22 protein-coding genes are annotated in these 25,640 nt (G+C 39.3%); 10 read left to right on the top strand and 12 right to left on the bottom strand.

Features of this window, described 5'->3' with window-relative positions:
- Positions 1 to 28: 28 nt before the first annotated feature.
- From H9N25_RS15195 to H9N25_RS15150, 10 genes are all read right to left on the bottom strand, one after another.
- Positions 29 to 1,114 (bottom strand): Ldh family oxidoreductase, encoded by a 1,086-nt coding sequence (locus tag H9N25_RS15195; protein ID WP_190326443.1) that lies wholly within the window; start codon positions 1,112 to 1,114, stop codon positions 29 to 31.
- 90 nt (positions 1,115 to 1,204) lie between these two features.
- Positions 1,205 to 2,791 carry a bacillithiol biosynthesis cysteine-adding enzyme BshC gene (bshC, locus tag H9N25_RS15190; protein WP_190326442.1) on the bottom strand — a complete coding sequence of 529 codons (1,587 nt, stop codon included), beginning with the start codon at positions 2,789 to 2,791 and terminating at the stop codon, positions 1,205 to 1,207.
- Between the two features lie 69 nt (positions 2,792 to 2,860).
- Positions 2,861 to 4,705, bottom strand: a complete 1,845-nt coding sequence (locus H9N25_RS15185; RefSeq protein WP_190326441.1) for an alpha-L-fucosidase — start codon at positions 4,703 to 4,705, stop codon at positions 2,861 to 2,863.
- A 326-nt stretch (positions 4,706 to 5,031) separates the two neighbouring features.
- Entirely contained in the window at positions 5,032 to 5,469 is a 438-nt protein-coding gene (locus H9N25_RS15180) for a hypothetical protein (protein WP_190326440.1), read from the bottom strand.
- On the bottom strand, positions 5,469 to 5,807 hold the full coding sequence (locus H9N25_RS15175; RefSeq protein ID WP_190326439.1) for a restriction endonuclease: 339 nt from the start codon (positions 5,805 to 5,807) through the stop codon (positions 5,469 to 5,471). Before H9N25_RS15175 ends, H9N25_RS15180 begins: the two co-directional genes overlap by 1 nt.
- A gap of 340 nt (positions 5,808 to 6,147) precedes the next feature.
- Positions 6,148 to 6,681: a hypothetical protein gene (locus tag H9N25_RS15170; protein ID WP_190326438.1), complete on the bottom strand. Its 534-nt coding sequence runs from the start codon at positions 6,679 to 6,681 to the stop codon at positions 6,148 to 6,150.
- 362 nt (positions 6,682 to 7,043) lie between these two features.
- Positions 7,044 to 8,942 carry a DEAD/DEAH box helicase gene (locus H9N25_RS15165; protein WP_190326437.1) on the bottom strand — a complete coding sequence of 633 codons (1,899 nt, stop codon included), beginning with the start codon at positions 8,940 to 8,942 and terminating at the stop codon, positions 7,044 to 7,046.
- A 323-nt stretch (positions 8,943 to 9,265) separates the two neighbouring features.
- The gene (locus H9N25_RS15160) at positions 9,266 to 10,111 is read right to left on the bottom strand and encodes a carboxylesterase family protein (RefSeq protein WP_190326436.1); all 846 of its coding nucleotides are present in this window, start codon (positions 10,109 to 10,111) and stop codon (positions 9,266 to 9,268) included.
- Between the two features lie 31 nt (positions 10,112 to 10,142).
- Complete coding sequence (locus H9N25_RS15155) at positions 10,143 to 10,613, bottom strand: DUF4293 domain-containing protein (protein ID WP_190326435.1); 471 nt, start codon at positions 10,611 to 10,613, stop codon at positions 10,143 to 10,145.
- A 4-nt stretch (positions 10,614 to 10,617) separates the two neighbouring features.
- Positions 10,618 to 11,076: a DUF4293 domain-containing protein gene (locus H9N25_RS15150; protein WP_190326434.1), complete on the bottom strand. Its 459-nt coding sequence runs from the start codon at positions 11,074 to 11,076 to the stop codon at positions 10,618 to 10,620.
- Between the two features lie 200 nt (positions 11,077 to 11,276).
- Between H9N25_RS15150 and truA the strand changes: the two genes are divergently transcribed.
- From truA to rlmF, 5 genes are all read left to right on the top strand, one after another.
- Entirely contained in the window at positions 11,277 to 12,029 is a 753-nt protein-coding gene (gene truA, locus H9N25_RS15145) for a tRNA pseudouridine(38-40) synthase TruA (protein ID WP_190326433.1), read from the top strand.
- A 116-nt stretch (positions 12,030 to 12,145) separates the two neighbouring features.
- Entirely contained in the window at positions 12,146 to 13,915 is a 1,770-nt protein-coding gene (locus H9N25_RS15140; protein WP_190326432.1) for an ABC transporter ATP-binding protein, read from the top strand.
- Between the two features lie 56 nt (positions 13,916 to 13,971).
- Entirely contained in the window at positions 13,972 to 14,997 is a 1,026-nt protein-coding gene (locus tag H9N25_RS15135) for an isoaspartyl peptidase/L-asparaginase family protein (RefSeq protein ID WP_190326431.1), read from the top strand.
- 86 nt (positions 14,998 to 15,083) lie between these two features.
- Positions 15,084 to 16,370, top strand: coding sequence for a C4-dicarboxylate transporter DctA (dctA, locus tag H9N25_RS15130; RefSeq protein ID WP_190326430.1), 1,287 nt, complete (start codon positions 15,084 to 15,086; stop codon positions 16,368 to 16,370).
- 240 nt (positions 16,371 to 16,610) lie between these two features.
- On the top strand, positions 16,611 to 17,576 hold the full coding sequence (rlmF, locus tag H9N25_RS15125) for a 23S rRNA (adenine(1618)-N(6))-methyltransferase RlmF (protein ID WP_167296791.1): 966 nt from the start codon (positions 16,611 to 16,613) through the stop codon (positions 17,574 to 17,576).
- Between the two features lie 144 nt (positions 17,577 to 17,720).
- On the opposite strand, the gene H9N25_RS15120 is transcribed toward rlmF, so the two are convergent.
- Entirely contained in the window at positions 17,721 to 18,410 is a 690-nt protein-coding gene (locus H9N25_RS15120; protein ID WP_190326429.1) for a VIT1/CCC1 transporter family protein, read from the bottom strand.
- A gap of 135 nt (positions 18,411 to 18,545) precedes the next feature.
- A complete protein-coding gene (locus H9N25_RS15115) occupies positions 18,546 to 18,974 on the bottom strand; it encodes a cupin domain-containing protein (protein ID WP_190326428.1) in 429 nt (142 codons plus the stop codon).
- Between the two features lie 625 nt (positions 18,975 to 19,599).
- Between H9N25_RS15115 and sucD the strand changes: the two genes are divergently transcribed.
- From sucD to H9N25_RS15090, 5 genes are all read left to right on the top strand, one after another.
- Positions 19,600 to 20,472 (top strand): succinate--CoA ligase subunit alpha, encoded by an 873-nt coding sequence (gene sucD / locus H9N25_RS15110; protein WP_025145781.1) that lies wholly within the window; start codon positions 19,600 to 19,602, stop codon positions 20,470 to 20,472.
- Between the two features lie 786 nt (positions 20,473 to 21,258).
- Positions 21,259 to 21,762, top strand: coding sequence for a methionine-R-sulfoxide reductase (locus H9N25_RS15105; RefSeq protein WP_190326427.1), 504 nt, complete (start codon positions 21,259 to 21,261; stop codon positions 21,760 to 21,762).
- Between the two features lie 178 nt (positions 21,763 to 21,940).
- Positions 21,941 to 23,488 carry an arylsulfatase gene (locus tag H9N25_RS15100; RefSeq protein ID WP_190326426.1) on the top strand — a complete coding sequence of 516 codons (1,548 nt, stop codon included), beginning with the start codon at positions 21,941 to 21,943 and terminating at the stop codon, positions 23,486 to 23,488.
- Positions 23,489 to 23,683: 195 nt separating this feature from the next.
- Complete coding sequence (locus H9N25_RS15095) at positions 23,684 to 24,064, top strand: septal ring lytic transglycosylase RlpA family protein (RefSeq protein WP_184464143.1); 381 nt, start codon at positions 23,684 to 23,686, stop codon at positions 24,062 to 24,064.
- Positions 24,065 to 24,519: 455 nt separating this feature from the next.
- Positions 24,520 to 25,491 (top strand): ribonucleoside-diphosphate reductase small subunit, encoded by a 972-nt coding sequence (locus H9N25_RS15090; RefSeq protein ID WP_167296782.1) that lies wholly within the window; start codon positions 24,520 to 24,522, stop codon positions 25,489 to 25,491.
- Positions 25,492 to 25,640: the final 149 nt, after the last annotated feature.

The following is a 25,640-nucleotide window of genomic DNA, read 5'->3' as shown; positions in this document are numbered from 1 at the left end:
CGTTCTTTGCGGTTAAATAAAAGATGAATTATTTCAATTCTTCAATCCCCAATTTCACAGCCAATTCATTCATGTCTTTTACCACTACATCAATTAATGGAATACCGCTGATTTTCCTTTCCTGCTCAAATTCATGTTCAGGTTCGCCAGGAATGATTACTTTTTTATCGGGATCTATCGTTTTTGCGCTTTTAAAACGTTCTACCCAATTATCCAAATGAGTTTTAAAGTCTGCTGCTGGCCTGAAGCCATCTACACGCATAGCACCTAAAAAGTGGCCAAGTCCTTCTCCAACCGGATTGGCCGATGGCTCTAAAAATGCGACAAAAGGGGGCACCCATGGACCGTAATTAGCGCCAGATAACACCGCTGATAAAATATCGACTGTAGCACTCAGGCCATAACCTTTATGGCTACCATGATCTTTATCACTGCCTAAAGGAAGAAGCGAACCACCGTTTTTTAATTCGTTCGGATCGGTAGAATTTTCTCCGCTTTTATCCTGAACCCAGCCATCAGGGATACTTTTATTGGCACGTTGGGCAATTTCCAGTTTTCCGTTAGCTGCGGCTGCCGTGGCCATATCTACAATTACTGGTGGGTATTTTCCTGCCGGGAAAGCATAACACATGGGGTTGGTACCCAGTAAACGTTCGTTAGCATAAGTAGGAGCCACCAAAGGGCTGGCGTTAGTCATACTGATACCGATCATATCTTTTTCTATTGCCATTAAAGCATGGTAACCTGCAATACCGAAGTGATTGGAATTTTTAACCGACACCCATCCACTGCCATATTTTTCTGCTTTTTCGATAGCAACTTTCATCGCGAAAGGCGCCACAACCAGGCCCAATCCGGCATCGCCATCTACTGTTGCTGTGGTAGGGGTTTCATGTACAATTTTAATGTCTGGTGTGGCATTAATCCTTTTCTTTTCCCAAAGGCGTACGTAGCCACTTAAACGCGCAACACCATGCGAGTCGATTCCACGTAAATCTGAGCGGATCAATACATCGGTTGCTAAGTTGGCATGCTCATCAGAACAGCCCATTTTTTTAAAAACGTTATAAGTAAAAGCTCTGAGGGTGGTTTCTGTAAAAGTGATGAAGTTCATAATATACTATTTGTCGTCACCCCGAATTTATTTCAGGGTCTTGCTTGATAGATGCTGAAATAAGTTCAGCATGACGAATCTAAAAATAAATTAAGGCAATAAAACAGTAAAATCGCCGCCCAATGGTTCGAAGTTTTCTATGCACGATGAAAGAAAATCTTCTCCGTAATTCACATACATCGGCGCAATATTCAAGGTTCTTTCCTGAAGTGCTCCATTCGGGAATAGTCTTTTCTTTACATTGTCAATCTGCAGCAATGCCATTTCATGTTTCCTTTTCTCTGCGCGGAATAGTTTCTTTTCCAGGTTAGCTAACAAATGGTTGGTTCGTTGTTTTGCCGTATCAGCAGAAACAGAAAGTGTTTTCTCTATTTTATAGGCATTTAGCTTAATTTGATCGAATATGCTGTTAATGGCCCTGGTTTCATCGGCCAAGCTCAATTGGGCAGTTGTATTTCGCTTTACCCAAATGTTTTTTAACTCTTCAACTGGTAAAAATATATCTTCTAAAGAAAAACCTAAGTGGTATAAATTCTGGGCACTGCGTTTATCAATCAATAAAGCTGAGTTACGAAGTAGTAAAACAGGAAAATCAACTTTATAAAAGTCGAAATTTGCCTTTAACTGCATCCAGTAAGCTACTTCTGCACCCCCACCTATATAAGCAATGTTTGGCAAAATTACTTCCTGGTACATCGGCCTCATCACCACATTCGGGCTAAAGCGTTCGGGATGTGATTCGATTTCGGCTTTTAGTTCCGCTTCGGTAAAACTAATGTCTGTATGATTTACAATGTATTTTCCTTTTTCGAAGATCAAACGCTCACGCAAATTATCGATCAGGTAAAAGAAATTAATATCACGGCCATTTACTTGGGTTTTATAGCCTAAATCCTCCAGGTTTTTCGAGCTGCTTTCTATATTTTTCGCACTGTTGTGCTGAATAATATCTTCGGTAATGATATTCGCGAATTGTTTTTTTAACTGCGCATTATCTGCATTTACAATTACCAAACCATATTTCTCGAATAAGTTATTCACTAAAAACCTGGTGGCATCGGCTAAATTGTCGTGTTGCAAATAAGCCTGCTCTACCAATTTGGCAATCCGTTTTCCATTTTTAGAAATCCCAAGGTATCCTTTATATGCAGTTACTGCAGCAGCAACGGTTTGGGTGCTTAATCTTCCAGTGGCGCCATTGGTAGCTTGTATCCAGCTAATGTTTTTTTCATCAACGCTTACATGGTTAATTTCATCAAAATCATGATCTTCTGTTGCCATCCAATAAACCGGAACAAAGTTTTTATCTGGATGAGCCATTTTTAACTCGATGGCTAAATTAATGGTGGTTACAATCTTGTAAATAAAATAAAGCGGACCGGTAAAAAGGTTCAGCTGGTGGCCCGTTGTAACTGTAAAGGTATTCGCTGAACCTAAAAGTTCTATGTTTTTGGTAACTGATTTATTGGGTTGTAAATGCCGATATTGATCTTGTAAAACCTGTACTAAGGTTGCCCGGTTTCCAAGGAAATTTCTATGCTCAATTGCTTTTGCTAAGCCCTCCATATCAGGACGATAGCTGTAAAAAGATTTAAGCTGTTTTTCGTCGTTAATATAATCTAAAACCAGTTTTGAAAATGATCCGGTCTCCTTATATGAGATATATTTTGCCTGCATGATGTGCGAAAGTAATGCAATTTAAGGATAATCGTAAAGTTGAACCACTATTTTACAATTGTTAAATAATTAGAGATTGCTTTCAATAGCACCAACTTTTTCACGGTACAAATCAATCGGGCTATCTAAAAGCACCGCAATTACCGTTAATTCAGGATCTAATTTATCTTTAGGTACAGGAATGTAAACAATTCCTGGTATTTTGCTCCAGTACAGTTTGTTATAAATTTCGTGCGGAAGCATGGTACCTTCACCCACAATCCTGATCCTGCTGATATTATTTTTTAAACCTTTAATGGCAATTGGGCCGGTTGGTGTGCCTTCTACAAATAAGTAAAGGGTTTGTTTATCGGCAGAAAGTGCCGTATTGCCCTGGTAATGTCCGCTGGGGATGCCTTTGCCTGTTTTGTAAAGGACCTCGGCATTTTTGATTACCCAGTTACTAATCTTTTGATCTACGTTTTTAACTCCAGGATTAAAGTCTAAGCCATCAGCAGGTAAACCGGTATTCTGAAATATATTTGTACCTGCATTTAAATTAATGGCCAGCCTGCTCAGGTTTAAGTTGGTTAACCCCCGCTGCTTAGGCGCAGCATATAAGTCTGCCAGCGAAAGGCTTTCCTGTTTGTCTTCAGCGAGCTGAATAGGGCCGTTTAATGATACTTTTAGAACGGTTACATCGCTGTCAAAATCGGCATCTTTTAAATTAAGCAGATAATCTGTTTCATTTAATTGAATCGAATATACCTGTGCTTTGCTCCCAATTACTTCAATTTTGTTGATTCTCGATTTTATTCCCGACAGTAAAATCCCATTTTTTGTTTTATAATCGAGATACAGGTACAATATATCTTTGTTTTTGGATAAAGCAGTCTTTCCATTGATGTGCCCGTTCGGAATTCCAGCCTGTGTACTGTAAATTGCTTCCGCATGTTTGTTGGTCCAGCGACCCAAATCTTTTAAAATCTTTACTTGTTCTGGCGCAATAGTACCATCTGCTTTTGGTCCAATATCAAGCAATAAATTTCCGCCCATGCTAATGCAATCAACCAGGGTACGGATAATCATATTTGACGATTTGTAGTGATTGTCGTAAGGTTGATAGCCCCATGAGTCGTTCATGGTGTAACACAATTCCCACTCTGGTGATGTAGGCCTTACCACCGGCACGCCTTGTTCGGGAGTATCGTAATCACCGTGACCATTTAAACGCGAATTGATAATGATGTTCTGGTTTACTTTGCGTAAATTTTCCAATATGTTTTTGGCTTGCCATTCTTCGCCACTATGTTCCCAGTCGCCATCAAACCACACTAAATCGGGGTTGTACTGATTAGAAAGTTCGTTTAACTGCCCCTGAAAATAGTTCTGGAATTTTTTAAAGCGGGCAGGATCTTGTTTGTAATCATACCGTTTACGATCGCGGGTAAAACCATCATAATCCGTATAACTCCAATCGGGTAATGAAAAATATAAACCTGTTTTAAGGCCTGATTTTTTGAGTTCAGCCACAAATGGTGTAATTAAATCTTTTTTAGCTGCACTGTTCTTTACTGTAGTGGTGGCATTTGGCATTTTACTGTCCCAAAGGGCAACGCCATCATGATGTTTGGTGGTAATTACCGCATATTTAGCACCACTTTCTTTAATCAAATTTACCCATTCTTCTGGTTTGTATTTTGCGGCGGTAAAACCATTGAGTTGTTTCATGTAAGCATCGTGGTTAATATAGTTGTTAAAAAACGACCACGATTCGGAAATGCCATTAACAGAATAAATGCCCCAATGGATGAAAATACCCAGTTTGGCATCTGCAAACCATTGCATTTTTTGATCAGAATTTTTTTGTTGAGCGTTTAGCCTGCTCACTATAAATAAAGGGAATAAGACAATAAAAAATTTAAAATAACGCATGATGTTGTTTAGTATATCTAAACGTTAAATATAATGTTTTAAGAAGATTTAGTTAGAAAAAGATGCGTTTTTATATCGATATTGCTTAAAGGTATAAGTTCCCAATTGGGAAACAAATATTGTCCGAAAAATTATAGCTGTCTTAGTAATGTATCTGTGAAGATTGCTGGTAATGGAGAATGGCTTTGTGTTTGTTGGGATTAGAATCGTATCAGTTAAAATTTCGTACAAAAAGTAGAATGGAATTACAGATGTTAATTTATTTCTTTAGACACCAACAACTTGCACAAAAACGATATTGGACGTTCGCTTTTCTTTGGGTAATATTAAAGAGAAAAGTCTATTTGCTCTCCATAGTAATATTGTTTCTGAAGTTCGTCATTTGAAATTTCAAAAGCAAAAAAGTCTGTCGCCTTAATCGTATTTCTGTCTTTTAGGCAAATCATAAGGCGAATATTCATGAATTTGGTTGTGATAATAAATGTTCTTAATGCATATTGAGTCAATCCTCTAACCGCATATTTTCCTGTACCATTTTTATTTAAAACTTCAAGCATTGATTCCGCATGACGTTTTGAGAGGTAAATAGGAATATGTGGGAATGGTTTGTTTGTACCATAGTAAGAGCCTGTGACCCTATTTTTATCATTTATTTCCATAATTACCCAAAATGGTTCGCCTATATGAGATTCCTCTGGTAAAGCAACCATTTTTATTCTATCCGCAAGCATTTGCGGAAATGTGGGCAAATCGTCATTATCCATTAAAATAAGTCCATGTTTTTTACCATACTCTTTTGCCCCGACTGAAACCCACTTTTAGAAATAAAAATACCTACAATATTTCTAAAATTATTAAGCGTATCGACAAAAATTTGTATTTCTGCTCTTTCAATGGGGCGGTTAGTATTTTTACACTCTATTCCTACCTGATGTTTAAAGCCCGACTTGTCAAATTCGTAAAATAAGTCAAATTCATGCATTTCGCCACTAAGTCCTCGTAGTTTATGTCTTTCCTTGATTTCAATGCCTTCATCTTTTATGTTTAAAATATAAAAAAAAATATATCTTACGTATTCCTCGAATTCCTTTCCAATATTCATGTTACATTTAAGTTTTAAGACTTGTCTTTGATTTTAAGATTGTCCAATATAAGGACAATAAAGTGGCGCCCAATGCTCCAGAGTTCAGCGATGGTGGCGGCCCCGAGATAAACCTTTATGCAATTTGGCAGGTCATAGAAGATTTTCTGACACTTTTGCCAAATCTGCTGTTAGCGGTTCGTGCAATTACCCATATAAGGCTTAGAATTTGTCCTTACATTAGTTGTAACAGATTTTTTCTTACGTGTTTTTAGAAAATCGCTAAATTCTTTTTCTTCTTTTTCTGTCAAAGTTTTGTTTACGAATACAAAGTCTTTGTCGTCCATCTTTTTGAAATTTATCATAACTTAAAATCTTTAAAATATCTTGTAGTCAAAATAAATGCTTCTTTAGTATCGATAAACATTCTGTTCCCACCATAAATCTTGGCACCCAATGTCTCCTGGTAATGGGAAACGAGTTGGGTTTTGGCTACAAATGAAACAACTCCGTCATAATTTAGTTCGAATGCGGTTTTACAACAAAAGGCAATTAGATTTCCTGCAACCCCTTTATAAAGCTTGTTCTTTCCTTTGTTGAACTTTGCACTCTCAATTATGTTCATAAAAATGTGGTCGCCTTTGTCGGTAAAGCTTATAAGTCCTTGGATGATAGCTAAATTGTTAACTGTTGTCAATTTAGAAACCTGCTTAGCTTCATCCTTTAACTCATTCTGCCAGTCAAATGCCCACTCGCTCTTCTTAATAATCCTGGCATCGGATGCCGTCAATTTTGTAATTGATGTATCAAACACTTCACCTGAAATTGCGTTTTCAATAGAGTTTGTAAGCTTGTCAATTATAAAATCAAATTTCGTAGTCTGCTGCTCTTTCAATACACTAATTTACGAAAAATTAAGGTTTTAGTCAAGCGTTACTTGTCTTTTGCTAATAGGGAATACGTTTTGGTGGGTGTATGCGAAACATAATCGCCAACGGTTTGTTGCTTGGCTGTGGTGGGGAAATAGAATTCCGTCAGTTCCAAACCCTGTACTAAAAATAAATTGAAAAACTAAACTTGAGCCTTTGTTCGCCACCCCACTATTGCAAAAAAACTGCAAGCTGTTTGATAAATTAAGAATTCAGTTTTATGTTGGATGGAAACATCCGACATCGTAATGTATTTATTTAGCCTAATTTTTTAAAAAAAAGCCGTCTCGAAAAATCGAGACGGCTATAAAATATTTGGTTTAGTAATTTACCATTTTTTTCTGCGTTCGCCACTGCCACCTTCACGGTTTCCGCCTTCTCTGCGTGGACCTCCGGTGTTGCCACCTTTGTCATCACGGCTACGCCCAGAGAAATCTCTGAAACCGCCACCGCTGTTTCCGCCTTCACGTCTGCCGCTACCACCACCTGATCTTCTGTCGCCACCACGGTAGCCACCGCCACCGCCGCCTCTGCGTTCACCGCCGAAACCACCGCCTCGTCTATCACCGCCGCGTCTCTCTCCAGCACCTTCACCACGACCACCGTCTCCGCTTTTTTCAATGCGTACCTGGCGACCGTTAAATTCAACTGATTTAAAGCCTTCAAAAACTTTGTCGGCAACAGCATCTTCTACTTCAAAGAAAGAGAAAACACCTTTTAAATCAATTTTACCAACGCTTTTGCCACCAATTTTACCGTTATTACAGATAAATGATAACATATCGCCACGGGTAAATTCATCTACAGAGCCTAAGTTAATGAATAAACGGGTGTAACCTTCGCTACCACGTCCACGTCTTTCGCCACGCTCACCTCTTTCACCACGATCATCGCCTACCGCAGCATTTAAGTCAGGTGCTTTAGAATAGTAATCCAAGAAACGGTTAAACTCTAAAGATGCAAAACGTTTAATCACGTCTTCTTTGCTTAAATCAGCAAATTCATCCATAATACGAGGGATGTACTGATCGATCTGTTCGTTATTAACCTCTACATTGTGTACTTTATGTACCAAAGAGAATAATTGTTTTTCACAAACGTCAAATCCTGTTGGTAGCTCAGCTTTGGTAAATTGTTTACCAATAATGCGCTCTAGCTGACGGATTTTACCTAATTCTTTAGAGTTGATGATACAGATAGAGATACCAGTTTTACCAGCACGACCGGTACGGCCAGAACGGTGGGTATAACTTTCAATTTCGTCAGGTAAAGAGTAGTTAATTACGTGTGTTACATTGTTTACATCGATACCACGTGCGGCAACATCAGTAGCAATTAATAACTGCATGTTACGCTCACGGAAACGTTGCATTACCTTATCACGTTGTTGTTGCGATAAATCGCCGTGTAAAGCATCAGCATTGTAACCATCTTTAATTAAATGCTCTGCAACATCTTGCGTATCCAATTTGGTTTTGCAAAATACTACAGCAAAAATTTCAGGGTTAAAATCTACAATACGTTTTAAGGCAGCATATTTATCACGTGCACGAACAATGTAATATTCGTGTTCGATGTTTACGTTACCTGTATTTTTTGTGCCCATGGTTAATTCAACAGGGTTATCCATATAGTTTTTAGCTATACGGCGAACTTCTGCAGGCATGGTAGCCGAGAATAACCAGGTTTTTTTGTCATCAGGAGTAGTTGATAAAATGTCGTTGATATCGTCCTGGAAACCCATGTTCAACATCTCGTCAGCTTCATCAAGCACAACATATTTAACGTTTGAAAAATCGATGGCTTTACGGCCAATGATATCCAACATACGGCCGGGCGTGGCCACTACGATCTGAATGCCTTGGCGTATTTCGCGTAGTTGTTGCATAATGTTCGCGCCACCGTAAACGGCAACAACGTGGGCATTAGCAATGTTTTTAGAAAAGTTTTTAAGGTCGTTAGCGATCTGCAAGCATAACTCACGGGTAGGGCATAAAATCAATGCCTGTGGTTTGTTAACTTTAAAATCGATTAGTTCTAACAGCGGCAAACCAAATGCGGCTGTTTTTCCTGTTCCTGTTTGGGCCAAACCAACAAAATCATTAGTGCCTTCTAACAGTACAGGAATACTTTGCTCCTGAATCGGCGTTGGATTTTCAAATCCAAGGTCCTTTACGGCATTAACGACGTCATCACTTATCCCCAATAATTGAAATGGGTTTGTCATTCGTCTTTTTATTTTTAATTGAGCCGCAAAGGTAAGGTTAATATTTCGTATTTCACAGATAATCAAGTAAATAGTTTTTTAGGCTAAATATTTGAAAATAAGAATGTAAGGAAGAAGGTGAAATGGATGAGGGGAAAGGTGGGATGGAACAGGTATAGATTGACAGCATGCCGATAATAGGAGCATGTGTTTTTTATTTGAAAAGCAGCTGCAGTGGGGCTTGGGTTAATTCAGTCCCGTTTTCCGTTTCAATCTTTTTAACCCTTTCAGGTTTTAAAAAGGATTTTCACTGCAACCGGGTTTAGATGGCTGCGGGAATGCAACTATTTACGTTTGTTTTTGAATAACCACTTGGGCAGTTCATCAGTTAAAATTGCGGGAGCAAAAATATCGTTGTGGGCCAGATTGTCGAATTCCCAAAACCTCGTTCTGTTGTTGTATCTTACCTCTTCAAAAAACTTTTCGTCACTATTAAAAGGGTTCTCGGTATCCATATTTCCGTGTATCAACCAAATCGGAATGTTCGTTAGTGTTTTTACTTTGTCGAATTGCGGTATTCCCGAAATGCTTATACCCGCAGCAAATAAATCGGGTTTTAACGATAAGGCATTGATCACCGAAGAAGCCCCCATCGAAAAACCGATCAGGTAAATCCTGTCCTCATCAATATTTAAAGTATTTTTTAAGCTGTCGATCAGTTGTAATGCAGTTGTTAGGCAAGGTTGTGGTACCGAAGTCAGTACATTCCTTTTTTGATCCAATATATAATTAGACGAACGGGAAGGGAACTGATGTGCTAAAACAAAGGCTGGGTATTTCGCCTGTATTTCATCCGTGGCAAATAGTTTTGCCAAAATGCCAAGCTGGCTCGTATTATCGTTTCCAACTGCGTTTGATCCATGAAATACAATTACCAGTGGAAGTTTCCTGTTCGTACTTTTTGGTTTTAATAAGCGGTATACAATTGGTGTATCGGTAGTACCTTTGAATGATCCTTTGGCAAAAACATCGGTATTTAAACTTTTTATTTCGGCTATTCTCTGTTTAAGATAGATAGAATCGATACTTTTTTCGATTTTGGTTTTTCCAAAAGTGTGGATGCTTTTGTTGCATGATAAGATTCCGCAAAGGAAAAACACAGCAAAAGCATAATTTAATTTAATCTGCATGGAGAGGTAATTTCCTATTGAAATTAAAGAATTATCGTAACCTTTCGGCCGAACGGATCAATCTTTCGTCTTTATTAATGCCGAAAATACCCAGTACAACAAATAGGATGGCTACAGCTGGTAAATAAGCTCCAATGCCGAAATTAGCACCATCAATGCCGCCAGGAAGTTCTTTGGCGTAAATGCTGCACCAAAAAGCAAAACCACCGATCAGTATAATCGAAACAATGGCGAAGCGTTTTTGGAAACTCCTCTTTTTATAGTTGAAAATGTTGATGAAACAGATAAGTGCAACAGCGATATTGGTGATTAGCAATGGGTATATTGGTTTAATGTTAATGGCTATAAATTCACCAGCATCCCAGCTTGTAGCAAAACCCCTTGTGTACAGTATTGGGTACGAGATTCCATTTATATTTTTGGTTAAAATTGGTAAAAACAACATTAAAACTAAGGTTAGAGCTGCTAAAAAAAACCAGATAGATTGTATTCTTTGTATCATAATTTTAACGTAGGCGCTCGGCTGAACGGATTAATTTTTCATCCTGTCCAATACTTCTTATGGCCAGGAGGGTAAAAATAATGTTGCCAAGTGGTAGAAACATACCTGGATTAATTTCTGCAAGCTCAATGCCTCCAGGAATTTGTTGGGCTAAGTGAAATAGCCAAAAAGATAGGCCTAGAATTAGTACGATGTTTATTATAGCAATTCGTTTTTGTAATGTTCGGTTTCTAAAATTGAAAATATTTACTAAACTAAGTAGTCCAGCTAAAACGGTAATAATAAGTAGAGGAGTATTGATAGCTGATACAGTTTCGACACCATTTTTAAATTCTTTAATTCCTGTTCCATATAATACATAACCTGTATTTTCATTAACAACTGTTAATATAGGAACAACTAATAAACATAAAATTATAATTGATGCTAATAAAAGCCAGATCGATTGTATTCTTTGTATCATGAATGTGAATATATTGCAACAAATCTAGCCTTTTTTGAGAAAAGAAAGAAAGATAAAAGTTCCCAAATAGGAGCAGGAATTCATAAGAAGCATTAATTACTGTTTATGATTGAAATTTGCTCCGAACGCCAAACTCTAAACGCCAAACTCTCGCCTTAGCACTTTGCTCTTTGCCCGTTAAACTGTACTTTTGCATCGCTTTGAGTAAAAAAAGGTATTTCATCCAATTGGCTTACGATGGCAGCTTATACCATGGCTGGCAAACCCAACCTAATGCAATTACCGTTCAGGAATTGTTAGATAAGGCTATGTCTGTTTTTTTTAGGCAGCCTATCGAAACTTTAGGCTGCGGCAGAACGGATGCCGGCGTACATGCTACCGATTTTTATGCGCATTTTGATGTTGAAGGTGTAGAAGAGGCAAAGGTTTTAAGTGCGGTAACCGGTATCAACGCCATGCTGCCTTATCAAATTGCAGCAAAGCGGATTATACCGGTACATGATGATGCCCATGCCCGCTTTGATGCTACTGCCCGTGCCTATAAATATTATATGCACTTCGAAAAGAATCCTTTTAAACTTAACCGATCTTGGTTGGTTAAAGATAAATTGGATATAGAAGCGATGAACAATGCCGCGGCACTGTTATTAAATTATACCGATTTCTCGTGTTTTAGTAAATCAAATACGCAAACCTTTACAAACAACTGTAAAGTAGCTAAAGCCGTTTTCGAACAGCAAGAAGATGGATTAGTTTTTACCATTCAGGCCGATCGCTTTTTGCGGAACATGGTAAGAGCTATTATGGGTACTTTAGTACAGATTGGTAAAAAAGAAATAAATTTAGCAGATTTTAAAACAATAATAGAAAGTAAGAACCGCAGTAAGGCCGGTCAATCGGTACCTGCTTGTGGTTTGTATTTAGTGAAGATAGAATATCCTTATATAAGGTAGAAGGCGTAAGGTAAAGGGTTTGGAGACCGCTTTACAAGATAAACTTATTCCTTTTTTGAAATTTGTGTAAGACATACAGGCCTTAAGCCCTAAACCTTACACTTTAAACCATAAGCATGGCAGTTACAGGCGACGTATATAACACCGGATTACTGAAACGTATTTTTCAATACGTAAAGCCTTACCGTGCCGTTTTTGTATGGTCGGTTATTTTAACTATTCTGCTTGCGGCCATTTCGCCCGTACGTCCGTTTTTGATTAAGTATACACTCGATCATTATATTTTAACAGGCAATTATTCTGGCCTGGTAAATATGACCATGCTGATGATCTTTATGTTGATCTTACAGACTTTGATCCAATATAACCATACGCTTTTAACCAATACACTAGGTCAGTCGGTTATCCGCGATTTGCGGATTAACGTTTTTAACCACATTACCAAACTCCGCCTTAAATTTTTCGATAAAACACCAATAGGGCAATTAATTACCAGAACTGTTTCTGATTTAGAAACCATTGCAGATATCTTTTCGGAAGGTTTAATTTCTATGATTGGCGACAGTTTGCAGGTGTTGGTAATTGTGGGCGTAATGTTATACACCGACTGGCAGTTAAGTTTAGTAGTGCTGTTGCCCATTCCGCTCTTAATTATGGCTACCCGAAAATTCCAGAAGGCGATTAAGGTTGCATTTCAGGAAATCAGGAATGAGGTTTCCAATCTGAATACCTTTTTACAAGAACATATAACAGGTGTTTCTATTGTTCAATACTTTGCAAGGGAGAAACAGGAGTACAGAAAATTCTACGCTATTAATAAACGTTATCGCGATGCCAATATCCGTTCTAACTGGTATTATTCTATATTTTTTCCGGTAGTGGAGCTAATCTCCGCCATGTCTTTAGGTTTATTGGTATGGTATGGCGCCAAAAGCATCCTGTCTAAACCTTTGGATGTAACACCCGGAACCATTACGCAGTTTATTATGTACCTGGGTATGGTATTTACACCAATCCGTCAACTGGCAGATAAGTTTAATACCCTACAGATGGGCATGGTGGGAGCCGAGCGTGTTTTTAAGGTTTTAGATACGGATGAAACTACACTAAATAACGGGATACAAAAACCTGCAAAATTGGTTGGTAATATCAAGTTCCAAAACGTTTGGTTTGCTTACAATGATGATCACTATGTGCTGAAAGACCTCAATTTTGAGGTAAAAGCTGGCGAAACCGTTGCTTTGGTTGGTGCAACAGGCGCAGGTAAATCTTCTACCATTAATATCCTGAACCGTTTTTATGAAGTGAAAAAAGGAGATATTACCGTTGATGGCATTCGTATAGACGATTTTGAGCTCGATTATCTGAGAAGCCATATTGCCACCGTACTTCAGGACGTTTTCTTGTTTTCGGATACCATTTTAAATAATATCACACTTAATAACCCCGAAATTACGATAGCAGAAGTGGTTAATGCGGCCAAAAAAGTTGGTGCACACGATTTTATCGAACGTTTACCCGGCGGTTATCAGTATAATGTGATGGAAAGAGGTGCTACGCTTTCAGCCGGTCAGGCGCAGCTAATTTCTTTTATCCGTGCGCTGGTGCACAACCCTGCTATTTTGGTTTTAGATGAAGCCACTTCATCAGTTGATACCGAAACAGAATTATTGATCCAGAAAGCCATTGATAATTTAATGGAAGGCAGAACCTCGATTGTAATTGCCCACCGTTTGTCGACCATCCAGAAGGCCGATCAGATTATAGTGCTCGATAAAGGCGAAATCAAAGAAAAAGGCACACACCAACAGCTCTTAAAATTAAACGGCTACTATAAAAAGCTTTACGATCTGCAATTCTCGTCAAAAGGGATTGCAAAAGTTTAGACGTACTTATTCTCCAGGATTTTCTTAATTTAACAGCTTCTTAAACCAATAGGAAGATGAAACTGTTAAAATTACTTACCCTATTCTTGTTTTTAGCTTTAACCTTGCAAGTTTCGGCACAGCAGAAAAAATATGTAATGGTTATTCACGGCGGTGCCGGCACCATCCTTAAAAAGAATATGACTGCTGAAAAGGAAGCCTCTTATATTGCTGTTTTAACGCAAGCCTTACAAGCGGGCTATGCGGAAATTAAAGCTGGGAAAACCAGTTTAGATGCCGTTGAAGCCACTATTCATGTGATGGAAAATGATCCACATTTTAACGCAGGTAAAGGCGCTGTATTTACACATGATGGCAGAAACGAACTTGATGCAGCAATAATGGATGGTAAAACTTTAATGGCTGGGTCGGTTGCCGGGGTAACTACCATTAAAAATCCAATTTCTGCAGCAAGGGCAGTAATGGAAAAATCGGAACATGTAATGATGGTTGGTGCTGGTGCTGAACAGTTTGCAAAAGAAGTGGGGTTGGAAATTGTAGATCCAAAATATTTCTGGACAAAAGAGCGCTGGGACGGTCTGCAAAAAGCAATTAAAGAAGATTCTACAAAAGCGGTATTAGACCATGGCAACAAGAAATCGGAATTACTCGGAAGCAAAAATCACGATTATAAATTCGGTACTGTGGGCTGCGTAGCCTTAGATAAAGCAGGTAACTTAGCCGCAGGAACTTCAACTGGGGGGATGACAAACAAAAAATACGGGCGGGTGGGCGATGCGCCTATTATTGGTGCAGGTACTTATTGCAATAATGAAACGGCTGGTATTTCCTGTACGGGTTGGGGAGAATTTTATATCCGCAATGTGGTGGCCAAAACCATTTCCGATTTAATGGAATATAAAGGCCTATCCGTTGCTGAGGCTTCGAAAATTGCCTTAGATAAAGTAGGGAAAATGGGTGGCGATGGCGGTTTAATCGCTTTAGATAAAAAAGGAAATATGGCTATGCCCTTTAATACCGAGGGAATGTATAGAGGCGCAATTACTGCCGACGGGAAAATTGAAGTCAGTATTTATAAATAATGAAATGGCCGTTTTAAAGTTGAGCTTTAAGTTACTGTACTATTAATAGAAAAATACTCATATATTTCCTTATTCATATCAAGTAAATGACATTTATAGAATTTGCAAAGAAAGTATTCTCCAATTTAACCTTTCAGGTTTTACTTGCCATCATAATAGGAATCTATGTTGGTGCTTACTTTCCTGGTTTTGCACCTACGGCTAAATTAATCAGTCAGGGTTTTATCAACCTGATTAGTATGTTAATTGCGCCAATTATCTTTTTTACTATTGTTTTGGGCATCGCACATATGGGCGACATGAAAAAAGTAGGTAGGGTAGGTGGCAAAGCACTGCTATATTTCGAAATTGTAAGCACAGTAGCTATTGCAATTGGTTTATTGGTAGCCAATGTTTTAAAGCCAGGTGCGGGAATGATTGCTAAATCCGGCGATGCTACAAAAATTGCAGGTTATGCCGAGCAAGCAAAAGATATGAACTGGGCTGAGTTCTTTCTGCACATTATCCCGCATAATATTATTGCCTCATTTGCCGAAGGCAATATTTTGCAGATTTTATTATTTGCCATTCTTTTTGGTTATGGACTGAATAAACTGGGTGCCGATGGTACCGTAGTTTTGAATGCCTTTGATAAAATATCAAAGGTGTTGTTTAAAATTATGAAGCTGATTATGCGTTTAGCGCCAATTGGTGCTTTCGGCGGGATGGCTTTCAGTATCGGTACTCATGGCCTGGAAAGTATAGTTGGGATGGCCAAGCTTATGGGCTCAGTTTATTTAACTTGTATTCTGTTTGTTTTTATCGTTTTAAATGGAATTTGCCGATACTACAAATTTAGCCTATGGGCTTATCTGAAGTATATCCGACAGGAAATTTTAATTGTATTGGGTACCTCTTCTTCCGAATCGGCCTTGCCAAGTATGATGCAAAAAATGGAGGCCATTGGTTGCGATAAATCAGTTGTTGGCCTGGTTATCCCAACTGGCTATTCATTTAACCTCGATGGAACAGCAATTTATCTGGCCATGGCTGTTATATTTCTTTGCCAGGTTTTTCATGTCGATTTAACATTGGGGCAGCAGATTAGCATTTTAGGCGTCCTGATGGTTACTTCGAAAGGAGCCGCTGGCGTAACAGGAAGTGGATTTATCGTTTTGGTATCAACCTTAACCGCCCTTAAAATTATGCCGATTGAACATATCTCGATCTTAATCGGTGTAGACCGTTTTATGAGTGAAGCCAGAGCCATAACCAATGTAATTGGAAACGGTGTAGCTACCATCGTGATTGCTAAAAGCGAAAACCAGTTTGATGAAGAAAAGTATAAGAAGGCCATACAGCCCGTAATGATAGAAAAAGCGGAAGAGGTGTAGTTTGGAGCTATCCTCTCGAAGCATCACCCTGAATTCATTTCAGGGTCTTAATAGCAGGCAAGATGCTGACCATGGAGTAGCTACAAGGCAGTTGAAAATACTGTCTCTACTTGTAAAATAAATTCAGCATGACGAACACCCCGATAACCCTTCAACCCTCGGCCTTCACACCTTCAACCTTTTTTATGTACCTTTGCGTTAGAAACATGCACACAGCTTGTTTAATTAATCCATAGCACATTGGCTCAAGAAGAACAAAATAACCGCAAAGAAAAAAGCGAGTTACACCCACGCAACAAACACCGTTCGCGTTACAATTTCAAACAACTTACCGCAACTTCAAAAGAATTAAAACGTTTCGTTTTTAAAAACGAGCACAATGATGATTCTATTGATTTTGCTGATCAAAATGCTGTAAAAGCATTAAATAGAGCATTGTTGAAGTATTTTTACGATATCCAGCAGTGGGATATTCCGCAAGATTTTCTTTGTCCACCTATTCCAGGCAGGGCAGATTATATCCATTATATAGCCGATCTTTTGGGGTCGAGTAATAAGGGTAAAAATCCAAAAGGTGCCAAAATTAATGTACTCGATATCGGCGTTGGAGCCAATTGTATTTACCCGATTATTGGCCACCAGGAATATGGCTGGAGCTTTGTGGGTTCAGAAATAGACCCACTTTCGGTTGAATCGGCAAAACGTATTGTCGAAGCCAACAAGCCTTTACAAGGTGCTGTAGAAATCCGTCAGCAATCATCAAAAATGGGTATTTTTAGAGGGATTGTAGGCAGAACTGAGCGTTTTGATGCCGTTGTTTGCAATCCACCGTTTCACTCATCGTTAAAAGAAGCCGAACAGGGTACCCGTCAGAAATGGCGTAACTTGGGCGGAAATGAAAAAGAAGTAAAACATGTATTAAACTTTGGCGGTAACAAGGCCGAACTTTGGTGCCCTGGTGGCGAACGTGCCTTTGTAGAACAGATCATTATCCAGAGTGCACAAATCAAAAATCAGGTTTTATGGTTCAGCTCACTCGTTTCTAAAAGTGCAAACCTAAAAAGTATCTATAAAAATTTGGTTAAAGAAAATGCCTTTGAAGTACGCACGGTGCAAATGAGCCAGGGACAAAAAATAAGTCGCTTTGTAGCCTGGACTTTCCATAATGAAGCGGCTCAGGCCGAGTGGGTAAAAGGATGGAAATAAGTCTTGGAGCCAATAGTCGTGAGTCTTTAGTTGACTAGCGATCGTTTCAAATAAATAATAAAGTAAAGCTGGATTAATTTTTAATCTGGCTTTTTCTTTTGAATTCTGGATTTACAGTGCTGCAAATATAGAACCGCCTACTGATTAACTGGTCTTAGCCCCAAAAATATATCCTGCTAAAGCGGTTACTACCATAGCAACTGTTCCCCAAAAACAAATCCGTAATACCCCTTTAATGATACTGGAGCCTCCGGCCTTTGCTGCAATTGCGCCCGATAGCGCTAAGAAAACGATAGCAAAGCCATATTGATAAAACACCATCGATTTTATAGGGGCAAAAAAGGCCACAAGAAAGGGGAGGATACCACCACTGATAAAAGATGCACCCGATGCAAAAGCTGCCTGGAGCGGTTTTGGCTGCGTAATTTCGTTAATACCCAATTCATCTCTGGCATGTGTGTTTAAGGCATCCTTCTCTGTCAACTTTATGGCTACTTGCATGGCCAAATCTTCATCCAAACCTTGTGCTACATATATTTTGGCAAGCTCTTTCAACTCCACCTCCGGCATGGTTTCGAGTTCTATTTTCTCACGGGCCAGATCTGCCTTTTCAATATCAGCTTGCGAACTCACCGAAACATATTCGCCAGCCGCCATAGATAGTGCACCGGCTACTAATCCAGCCATGGCAGCCAGAACAATCGGACTCCTTGTATCACTGGCTGCAGCAATACCGATAACCAAACTGGTTGTAGAAATAATGCCATCATTGGCACCAAGTACAGCAGCCCTTAGCCAGCCCGTTCTATTGGTGTAATGTTTTTCTAATTCCATCGTAAGATTCTGATTACTGTTGTGGTTGTATTGTTTACATTGTTCTTCTTTAAGAATGGGTTGTCAGTCTGCGCGTAGCTGAAGATTCTTATCCCCCGGCTCTGGCAGTAACATCTCACCAAGGCCCTAATATCATCATTTCTTTTCGTAAACAATCAAAAGGGTTAAGTCGTTACCCACATTAGGGGCAATGCCATGCGAACTGCCTGGTCGGGTTAAAATGGCATCACCAGGTTTAACAGCAAAAGTTTTTCCGTTCATTTTCATGGTGCCATTTCCGTTGATCACGTAATAAATTTCATCCTCCTTTTGCAAATGGTAACCTATAGAAGATCCTGATTTTAAAGTACGTTTTTTAAATACCGTTTTTAAGTTTTTAGCCTCACCAAAAAAGTTGAAACCAATGGTTTTACCTCCACCATTGTGCGTGCCGGGTTCTTCTTTCGCTACATCAACATCATTTTGAAGGATATATTTACTCGTATCGGTACCTTGAGCACGTGCATTAATGGAAATGAAAGTTGCAGCAAAAATGGTTGCGATTGGGATTAGTTTCTTGATCATATACGTTTTATAATTGGCTTAAAGCTTCGTCTGGGCTTTTAGACTTTTCACTTTGGTCTTTAGTCTTTCCGCTCAAAACATAAATTTAGGCGTTTTGCATGGATGTTGCCGCAAGCACCAGCACTTTGTTACTAAACGCGATCGCAGTGGTTCTGGTTCTTCACCAGAAGTAACGGAGAGCGGGAGTGCAGCCCTCCAAAAGCACAGGACTGCTCATTTCCTAACCCTAAGTGTTGATGTTTTGATTTGAAAACGAACGGTTTGTGGTGCTTAGGTGGGGTTCCGCCCTGCCATCCACTGTAGCTCCAATAGAAGACCTGTAAAACAAGCAAGCACACCAAAATATAATATAAACCGGTGCTTAAATCGGAGGCTGCCGTTCCTGTCAGGTTTATCACCGAACGGCTTGCTTCTGATCTATTGCCAAAACAGGAATACTTTTATTAATCTTTTAGGTTTTGCTAGTATTAACCCAGAAGGTTAAGTAAGGCTTAATGCATGGCAAGTCTCCAGCTGTCATAATTCATTTCCTTACATTTTCCTGAAAAAACGGACTAAATAATATGGTTTTAGATTTGAATTCCAGTTCAATAATATTAGCTTTGCACAAAAAAAATATTGATACATGAGCGTTTTAGTAAATAAAGATTCTAAGGTTATCGTTCAGGGTTTTACCGGAAACGAAGGAACTTACCACGCTGAGCAGATGCTGGCCTATGGTACAAACGTAGTTGGTGGTGTAACGCCTGGCAAAGGTGGGCAATTGCATTTAGAAAAGCCTGTTTTTAATACTGTTAAAGATGCCGTTGATAAAACGGGTGCAAATGTATCTATCATTTTTGTGCCACCAGCTTTTGCTGCTGATGCAATTATGGAAGCTGCCGAAGGCGGTATTAAAGTTATTGTTTGTATTACTGAAGGTATCCCAACTAAGGATATGATTCAGGTTAAAGAATATATTGCTGACCGTGATGTTACACTTATCGGCCCTAACTGCCCGGGTGTAATTACTGCTGATGAAGCTAAAATTGGTATTATGCCAGGCTTTATCTTCAAAAAAGGTCATGTAGGTGTGGTTTCTAAATCAGGAACTTTAACTTATGAAGCGGTAGACCAGGTGGTTAAAGCTGGTTTAGGTATTACAACGGCTATCGGTATCGGTGGTGACCCGATTATTGGAACGCCAACTGTAGAAGCGGTTAAATTGTTAATGAACGATCCTGAAACACACGGTATCATCATGATTGGTGAAATTGGTGGTGGAATGGAAGCAGAAGCTGCCCGTTGGATCAAAGAACATGGTACTAAACCTGTTGTTGGTTTCATCGCTGGTCAAACTGCGCCTCCGGGACGTAGAATGGGCCACGCTGGTGCTATTGTTGGTGGTGCTGATGATACTGCAGCTGCTAAAATGAAAATCATGCGCGAGTGTGGTATCCGTGTAGTAGAAAGTCCTGCTGAAATCGGTGCTGCAATGGCAGAAGAATTAGCAAAATAAGATTTAAAAATCTCGTTATAGAAAAGCGCTTCGATTAATTTCGAGGCGCTTTTTTTGTTTTTTTACCGCAAAGTTCGCGAAGAATGTGTTCAACCACTAAGGCGCAAAGCACACAAAGTGGGGTGTTACTGCCATCTTTCTTCTTATGCCGTCATTCCCACGCAGGCCTATTGTGTGGACATATCTTTTTTAAGTATTTTTAGGCATTTTGCTAACCAACTTTAATAAAGCACGGATTTTAACCAAGGACGCTGTCAATCCCAGGAGCCGGGGAAATCAAAAAAACAGGTGCACAACAGTAAAAAAGGCACTAACAAACCTGAAACGCAGTGGTTTTGTGTTCATAACCGATTATTTAATTTTAAAAAATATTGAACACAAAACGAAGTATCACTGTTTTTTGATGCGTGTGAGATTGCGCAAAAGGCTCATTGCTGGATTGACAAAGCGCTTTGGGTACTTTGGCGCTCCAAAGTACCATGCCCCGCGGCATAGAGCGATAGAAGAATGTTATAATTAATTGTGTCCACACGATAGGCGTAGGTGGGAATCTTAATGCCTTTGGCTGAGCTTCACTATAGAGTTAAAACTACTACCCTTCCTTTCCCTCTGCAGAGAAAGAACATATCACCAAAAATTTGTCAGGGTGAGGTTTCTGCACCCAAAACTCCCAATTGAAAACGCTCAACTCCCAACTAAAATGACACATTTATCATCCCTTTGTAAACACTAATACAAACTGTTAAACCAGCAAACCAAAACAGAATCTATAGCGTATATTGAGGTATGAAAACGATGTTAAATAAACTATTTTTGCTTTCCGCTGTTGTTTTAATAACAGGTCTTTCTGCCTGCGCTCAAAAACAGGATAAGGAAGCTGCGAAACAACCAAAGGAAGCAGAACAAATCATACCAAAGAAGAAAATGAACTGGAATCCATTAACACCCGAAGAAGAAAGAGTAATTGTAAATAAAGGCACAGAATACCCTGGTACAGGTAAATATGAGCATACAACAGATAAAGGAACTTATACCTGTAAACGTTGTAATGCGGCCTTATACCGTTCAGAAAGCAAGTTCGATGCACATTGTGGCTGGCCTGCTTTCGACGACGAAATTAAAGGTGCTGTAAAGCGTATTCCTGATGCCGATGGCTCGCGTACAGAAATTGTTTGCGCCAACTGTGGTGCCCATTTAGGTCACGTATTTTTGGGCGAAGGGTTTACCAATAAAGACACCCGTCATTGTGTAAATTCGATCTCAATGAACTTCGTGCCAGATAAAAAATAAGGTAGATGTAGAAGGGTTAGGTAGAGGCGTATAGCGATAAGCTGTACGCCTTTTTTTATGGGTTTTTGTAATAATTCAAATGGTCAATCGTTTGCGTATTTTTTAAAGATACGAGTGTTTGCTGAATGCGTTATTTTAGCTGCACTAATCAGTACAAACCCATTATCAGGAAACAATAATGAAACATAAACTCTTGCTTTTCGCCCTGAGCTTATTTGCTTTTTGCACAGCCTTTGCCCAAAAAGCGGTAAAAAAAGCTAATCGGCCCAAACCAAACATCGTTTATATCCTAGCCGATGATATGGGCTACGGTGAGTTGGGTTGTTATGGGCAGGAGAAAATTGAAACGCCTAATCTGGATGCTTTGGCCAAACGCGGTATGCGCTTTACTCAGCACTATGCCTATCCGGTGTGTGCGCCCTCACGCTATATTTTAATGACGGGGCAAAATTCCGGAAAAGCCTTTATACGTGGGAACCACGAGTGGGGCGAACGCGGACCTGTGTGGGATTTTAAAGCCATGGAAGAAAACCCTTACCTGGAAGGGCAGTATCCAATACCCGATTCGACAGTTACCTTAGCCGAAGTGTTAAAAAGTGCAGGTTATACTACGGGTATGGTAGGCAAGTGGGGCTTAGGCGCACCCTTTACTGCTGGTTTCCCAACGCAACAAGGCTTTGATTATTTTTATGGCTATATCTGCCAGCGGCAAGATCATACCTATTATAGTGGTCACCTGTGGGAAAACGAAAACAGGGTTCCTTTAGATAACAAAATTCAGGCACCAACAGTTACTTTTCCTAAAGATTTGGACAGTCAGGATGAGAAAAATTATGAGAAATATGCACAGAAAGATTATGGCCCAGATTTTTTGATCAAGGCAGCATTAAAATTTATTGATAAAAATGCAACCAAGCCATTTTTCCTGTATTATCCAACGCCATTACCGCATGTTTCCTTGCAGGCACCGAAAGACCTGGTCGCTTATTACCATCAGAAATTTGGTGATGAAAAACCCTTTCTGGGCGATGGATCTTATTTTCCTTGCCGTTACCCGCGCGCTACTTATGCAGCTATGATTACCTTGCTTGATAGGCAAGTGGGCGAATTGATTAAGGAGCTGAAGGCAAAAGGGGTATATGACAATACCATCATCCTGTTTTCGGCCGATAATGGTGTAGCTTTTAATGCCGGGGTTGATCCTGTCTTTTTCAACAGTGCAGGTCCGTTTAAAGGCGGTTATGGCTGGGGTAAAGGTTTTGTTCACGAAGGTGGTATCCGCGAACCTTTTATTGTTTCATGGCCCGGAAAAGTGAAGCCCGGTAGTACCAGTAATCTGATTGCTTCCACCATGGATATGATGCCCACCTTTTGCGATCTGCTTGGTTTAAATACGCCCAGAGAGGTTGATGGCATCAGCATTTTGCCTACTTTGCTTGGGCAACCGCAGAAAAATACGCATCCTTATTTGTATTTCGAATACCCTGAGTATGGTGGCCAGCAGGCTATCCGTTTGGGCAACTGGAAAGGAGTACGCCTCAATATGCTTAAAGGCAATGCCAAGTGGGCTTTGTACAATCTGGAGAGCGACATTAAAGAAGAAAACGACCTGGCTGAAAAGCATCCGGATATTGTCGAAAAAATGATTAAAATCAGTAAGCAGGAGCACCGCACCCCAGCTTTATCCAACTTTTTAATTCCGGTTTTAGAGCAGGAAATGAAATAAATTATCATATTGTGTTGAGGTTTTTTTCAACAGGCAAAAACCTTACCTGACATGGTGTTATGTAGCGATTTTGCGGGTAAAGCAATGGCGCGGCATAGGGTTAAATAGCCCTGTTTAGCCAGATGAATACTAATTAACAGCTTCATTTTAAACTAAATACTTATATTTGCAGGCTCGATAAAGAAAATTTAGCCTATGAAGTATCTGCTGTTATTAAGTTTTTGTTTCCTGTTTTTACAAGGTAAAGCACAAGATTCTGATTCATCAAACGAACCAGATAGCATCAAAAAAACAGTTCTCGCCACTTATTATCACAGAAAATTTGAAGGCCGCCGAACCACCAGCGGCGCCAAATACCGGGCAAAAAAACTAACAGCTGCCCATCGTACCCTGCCATTCGGCACCATGGTTACAGTAACCAATCCAGATAACGGAAAATCGGTAGTAGTAAAGGTAAATGACCGTGGTCCTTTTTCTAAAAGACTGGCCATAGATCTGTCTGAACGTGCTGCAAAACAGATCGGTATCTTTCGCAAAGGCATTGCCAAAGTGAAACTCAGTTACACGGTTGAGTAATGCTCCTATTAGCGCTATTTAGTGCCGATTATAGCCCTCAAATTTAAGTTATTAACACTCATTTTGGTTTGCTAAACCCTTGAAAAGAAACGATTAGCTTTTTTTTCGCTTGAAAATGATATTTGACTGATCGTTTTTCCCCATCAATTGGGTAGGGTGTTAACAACTTTGGTTCACAAAAAAGGGCCACCGTATATATATTTGTTATAACAAAGTTCTTTAACTTCTTGCGCTTGAAAACAAATATAAAAGCTTAGTTTTTAGTAATTTATACGTACATCATCCTGATTGCAATTTTAAATTTTCCTAACTAAAAACTCAGTTGTTTGTCAGGCAATAGGGTTAGCACTTTCACAACAGCGTTTTGATAAAAGACATTACAATCATCATATAAAATTGATGGATGCGTGCCTTTGTCGGCTCTGTTAAAAAAATAGAATTAAAAATATCAGCGTATGGAACAGGAATTATTACTACAAGAAAACAAAGATAGATTTGTGCTTTTGCCGATTAAATACCCGGCAATTTGGGAAATGTATAAAAAGACCGAAGCTAGTTTTTGGACAGCAGAAGAGATTGATCTTTCTGACGATCAGAAACACTGGGACAATTTAAATGATGGCGAAAGGCATTTTATTTCGCACATCCTTGCTTTCTTTTCTGCTAGTGATGGTATCGTGAACGAGAATCTTGCGGTAAACTTCATGAGCGAAGTTCAATTGCCGGAAGCACGTTGTTTTTATGGTTTCCAGATTATGATGGAAAACATTCATGCCGAAACCTACGCCCTGTTAATCGATACTTATATTAAAGATCCTGAAGAAAAAGACCGTTTGTTCCATGCTATCGATACCGTACCGGCGGTAAAAAGGAAAGCAGAATGGGCTTTACGCTGGATTGAAAACGGAACTTTTGCCGAGCGTTTAGTGGCATTTGCTGCGGTTGAAGGTATTTTCTTCAGCGGAAGTTTCTGCTCTATCTTTTGGTTAAAGAAACGTGGCTTGATGCCTGGATTAACTTTCAGTAATGAGTTAATCTCGAGAGATGAAGGTTCTCACTGTGAATTTGCCTGCTTGTTGTACAGCATGTTGAGCAATAAACTAAGCGAAGAACAGGTTCATTCGATCATCAGCGATGCGGTAGAAATTGAAAAAGAATTTATTACTGATGCCTTGCCAGTTGCACTGATTGGTATGAATGCAAAATTAATGAGTCAATATATCGAGTTTGTAGCCGATAGATGGTTACAGGAGTTGGGTTACAAAAAAATCTACAATGCAACCAATCCATTCGATTTTATGGAAATGATTTCGTTGCAGGGTAAAACCAACTTCTTCGAGAAACGTGTGGGCGATTATCAGAAAAGTGGTGTATTAACCGCTGCTGATAATAACAAACAGGCGTTTTCTTTAGACGAAGACTTTTAAAGTAGAAGGTTAAAAGACGGGAAACAAAAGGTTTTGATCTCGCTACTTGATACCTGCTGCTCGATACTAATAAATAAATAACAAAAATACAAAGTGATCATTAAGTGTTGATACTTGATACTCGCTACTAAATATTAACTTAAAATCTC

Source organism: Pedobacter riviphilus, assembly GCF_014692875.1.
Taxonomy (GTDB): Bacteria; Bacteroidota; Bacteroidia; order Sphingobacteriales; family Sphingobacteriaceae; genus Pedobacter; species Pedobacter riviphilus.
The sequence above is the reverse complement of the archived record's forward strand: the minus strand, read 5'-3'. Positions and strand labels throughout refer to the sequence as shown.

Coding starts and splice junctions, on each gene's coding strand:
- H9N25_RS15090 (WP_167296782.1), top strand. CDS start 24,520: ATGGAACAGGAATTATTACTACAAGAAAACAAAGATAGATTTGTGCTT.
- H9N25_RS15160 (WP_190326436.1), bottom strand. CDS start 10,111: ATGCAGATTAAATTAAATTATGCTTTTGCTGTGTTTTTCCTTTGCGGA.
- H9N25_RS15195 (WP_190326443.1), bottom strand. CDS start 1,114: ATGAACTTCATCACTTTTACAGAAACCACCCTCAGAGCTTTTACTTAT.
- H9N25_RS15100 (WP_190326426.1), top strand. CDS start 21,941: ATGAAACATAAACTCTTGCTTTTCGCCCTGAGCTTATTTGCTTTTTGC.
- H9N25_RS15120 (WP_190326429.1), bottom strand. CDS start 18,410: ATGGAATTAGAAAAACATTACACCAATAGAACGGGCTGGCTAAGGGCT.
- dctA (WP_190326430.1), top strand. CDS start 15,084: ATGACATTTATAGAATTTGCAAAGAAAGTATTCTCCAATTTAACCTTT.
- H9N25_RS15105 (WP_190326427.1), top strand. CDS start 21,259: ATGAAAACGATGTTAAATAAACTATTTTTGCTTTCCGCTGTTGTTTTA.
- H9N25_RS15165 (WP_190326437.1), bottom strand. CDS start 8,942: ATGACAAACCCATTTCAATTATTGGGGATAAGTGATGACGTCGTTAAT.
- H9N25_RS15095 (WP_184464143.1), top strand. CDS start 23,684: ATGAAGTATCTGCTGTTATTAAGTTTTTGTTTCCTGTTTTTACAAGGT.
- H9N25_RS15150 (WP_190326434.1), bottom strand. CDS start 11,076: ATGATACAAAGAATACAATCGATCTGGCTTTTATTAGCATCAATTATA.
- H9N25_RS15115 (WP_190326428.1), bottom strand. CDS start 18,974: ATGATCAAGAAACTAATCCCAATCGCAACCATTTTTGCTGCAACTTTC.
- H9N25_RS15185 (WP_190326441.1), bottom strand. CDS start 4,705: ATGCGTTATTTTAAATTTTTTATTGTCTTATTCCCTTTATTTATAGTG.
- H9N25_RS15175 (WP_190326439.1), bottom strand. CDS start 5,807: ATGAATATTGGAAAGGAATTCGAGGAATACGTAAGATATATTTTTTTT.
- H9N25_RS15140 (WP_190326432.1), top strand. CDS start 12,146: ATGGCAGTTACAGGCGACGTATATAACACCGGATTACTGAAACGTATT.
- bshC (WP_190326442.1), bottom strand. CDS start 2,791: ATGCAGGCAAAATATATCTCATATAAGGAGACCGGATCATTTTCAAAA.
- H9N25_RS15155 (WP_190326435.1), bottom strand. CDS start 10,613: ATGATACAAAGAATACAATCTATCTGGTTTTTTTTAGCAGCTCTAACC.
- H9N25_RS15180 (WP_190326440.1), bottom strand. CDS start 5,469: ATGGATAATGACGATTTGCCCACATTTCCGCAAATGCTTGCGGATAGA.
- sucD (WP_025145781.1), top strand. CDS start 19,600: ATGAGCGTTTTAGTAAATAAAGATTCTAAGGTTATCGTTCAGGGTTTT.
- H9N25_RS15135 (WP_190326431.1), top strand. CDS start 13,972: ATGAAACTGTTAAAATTACTTACCCTATTCTTGTTTTTAGCTTTAACC.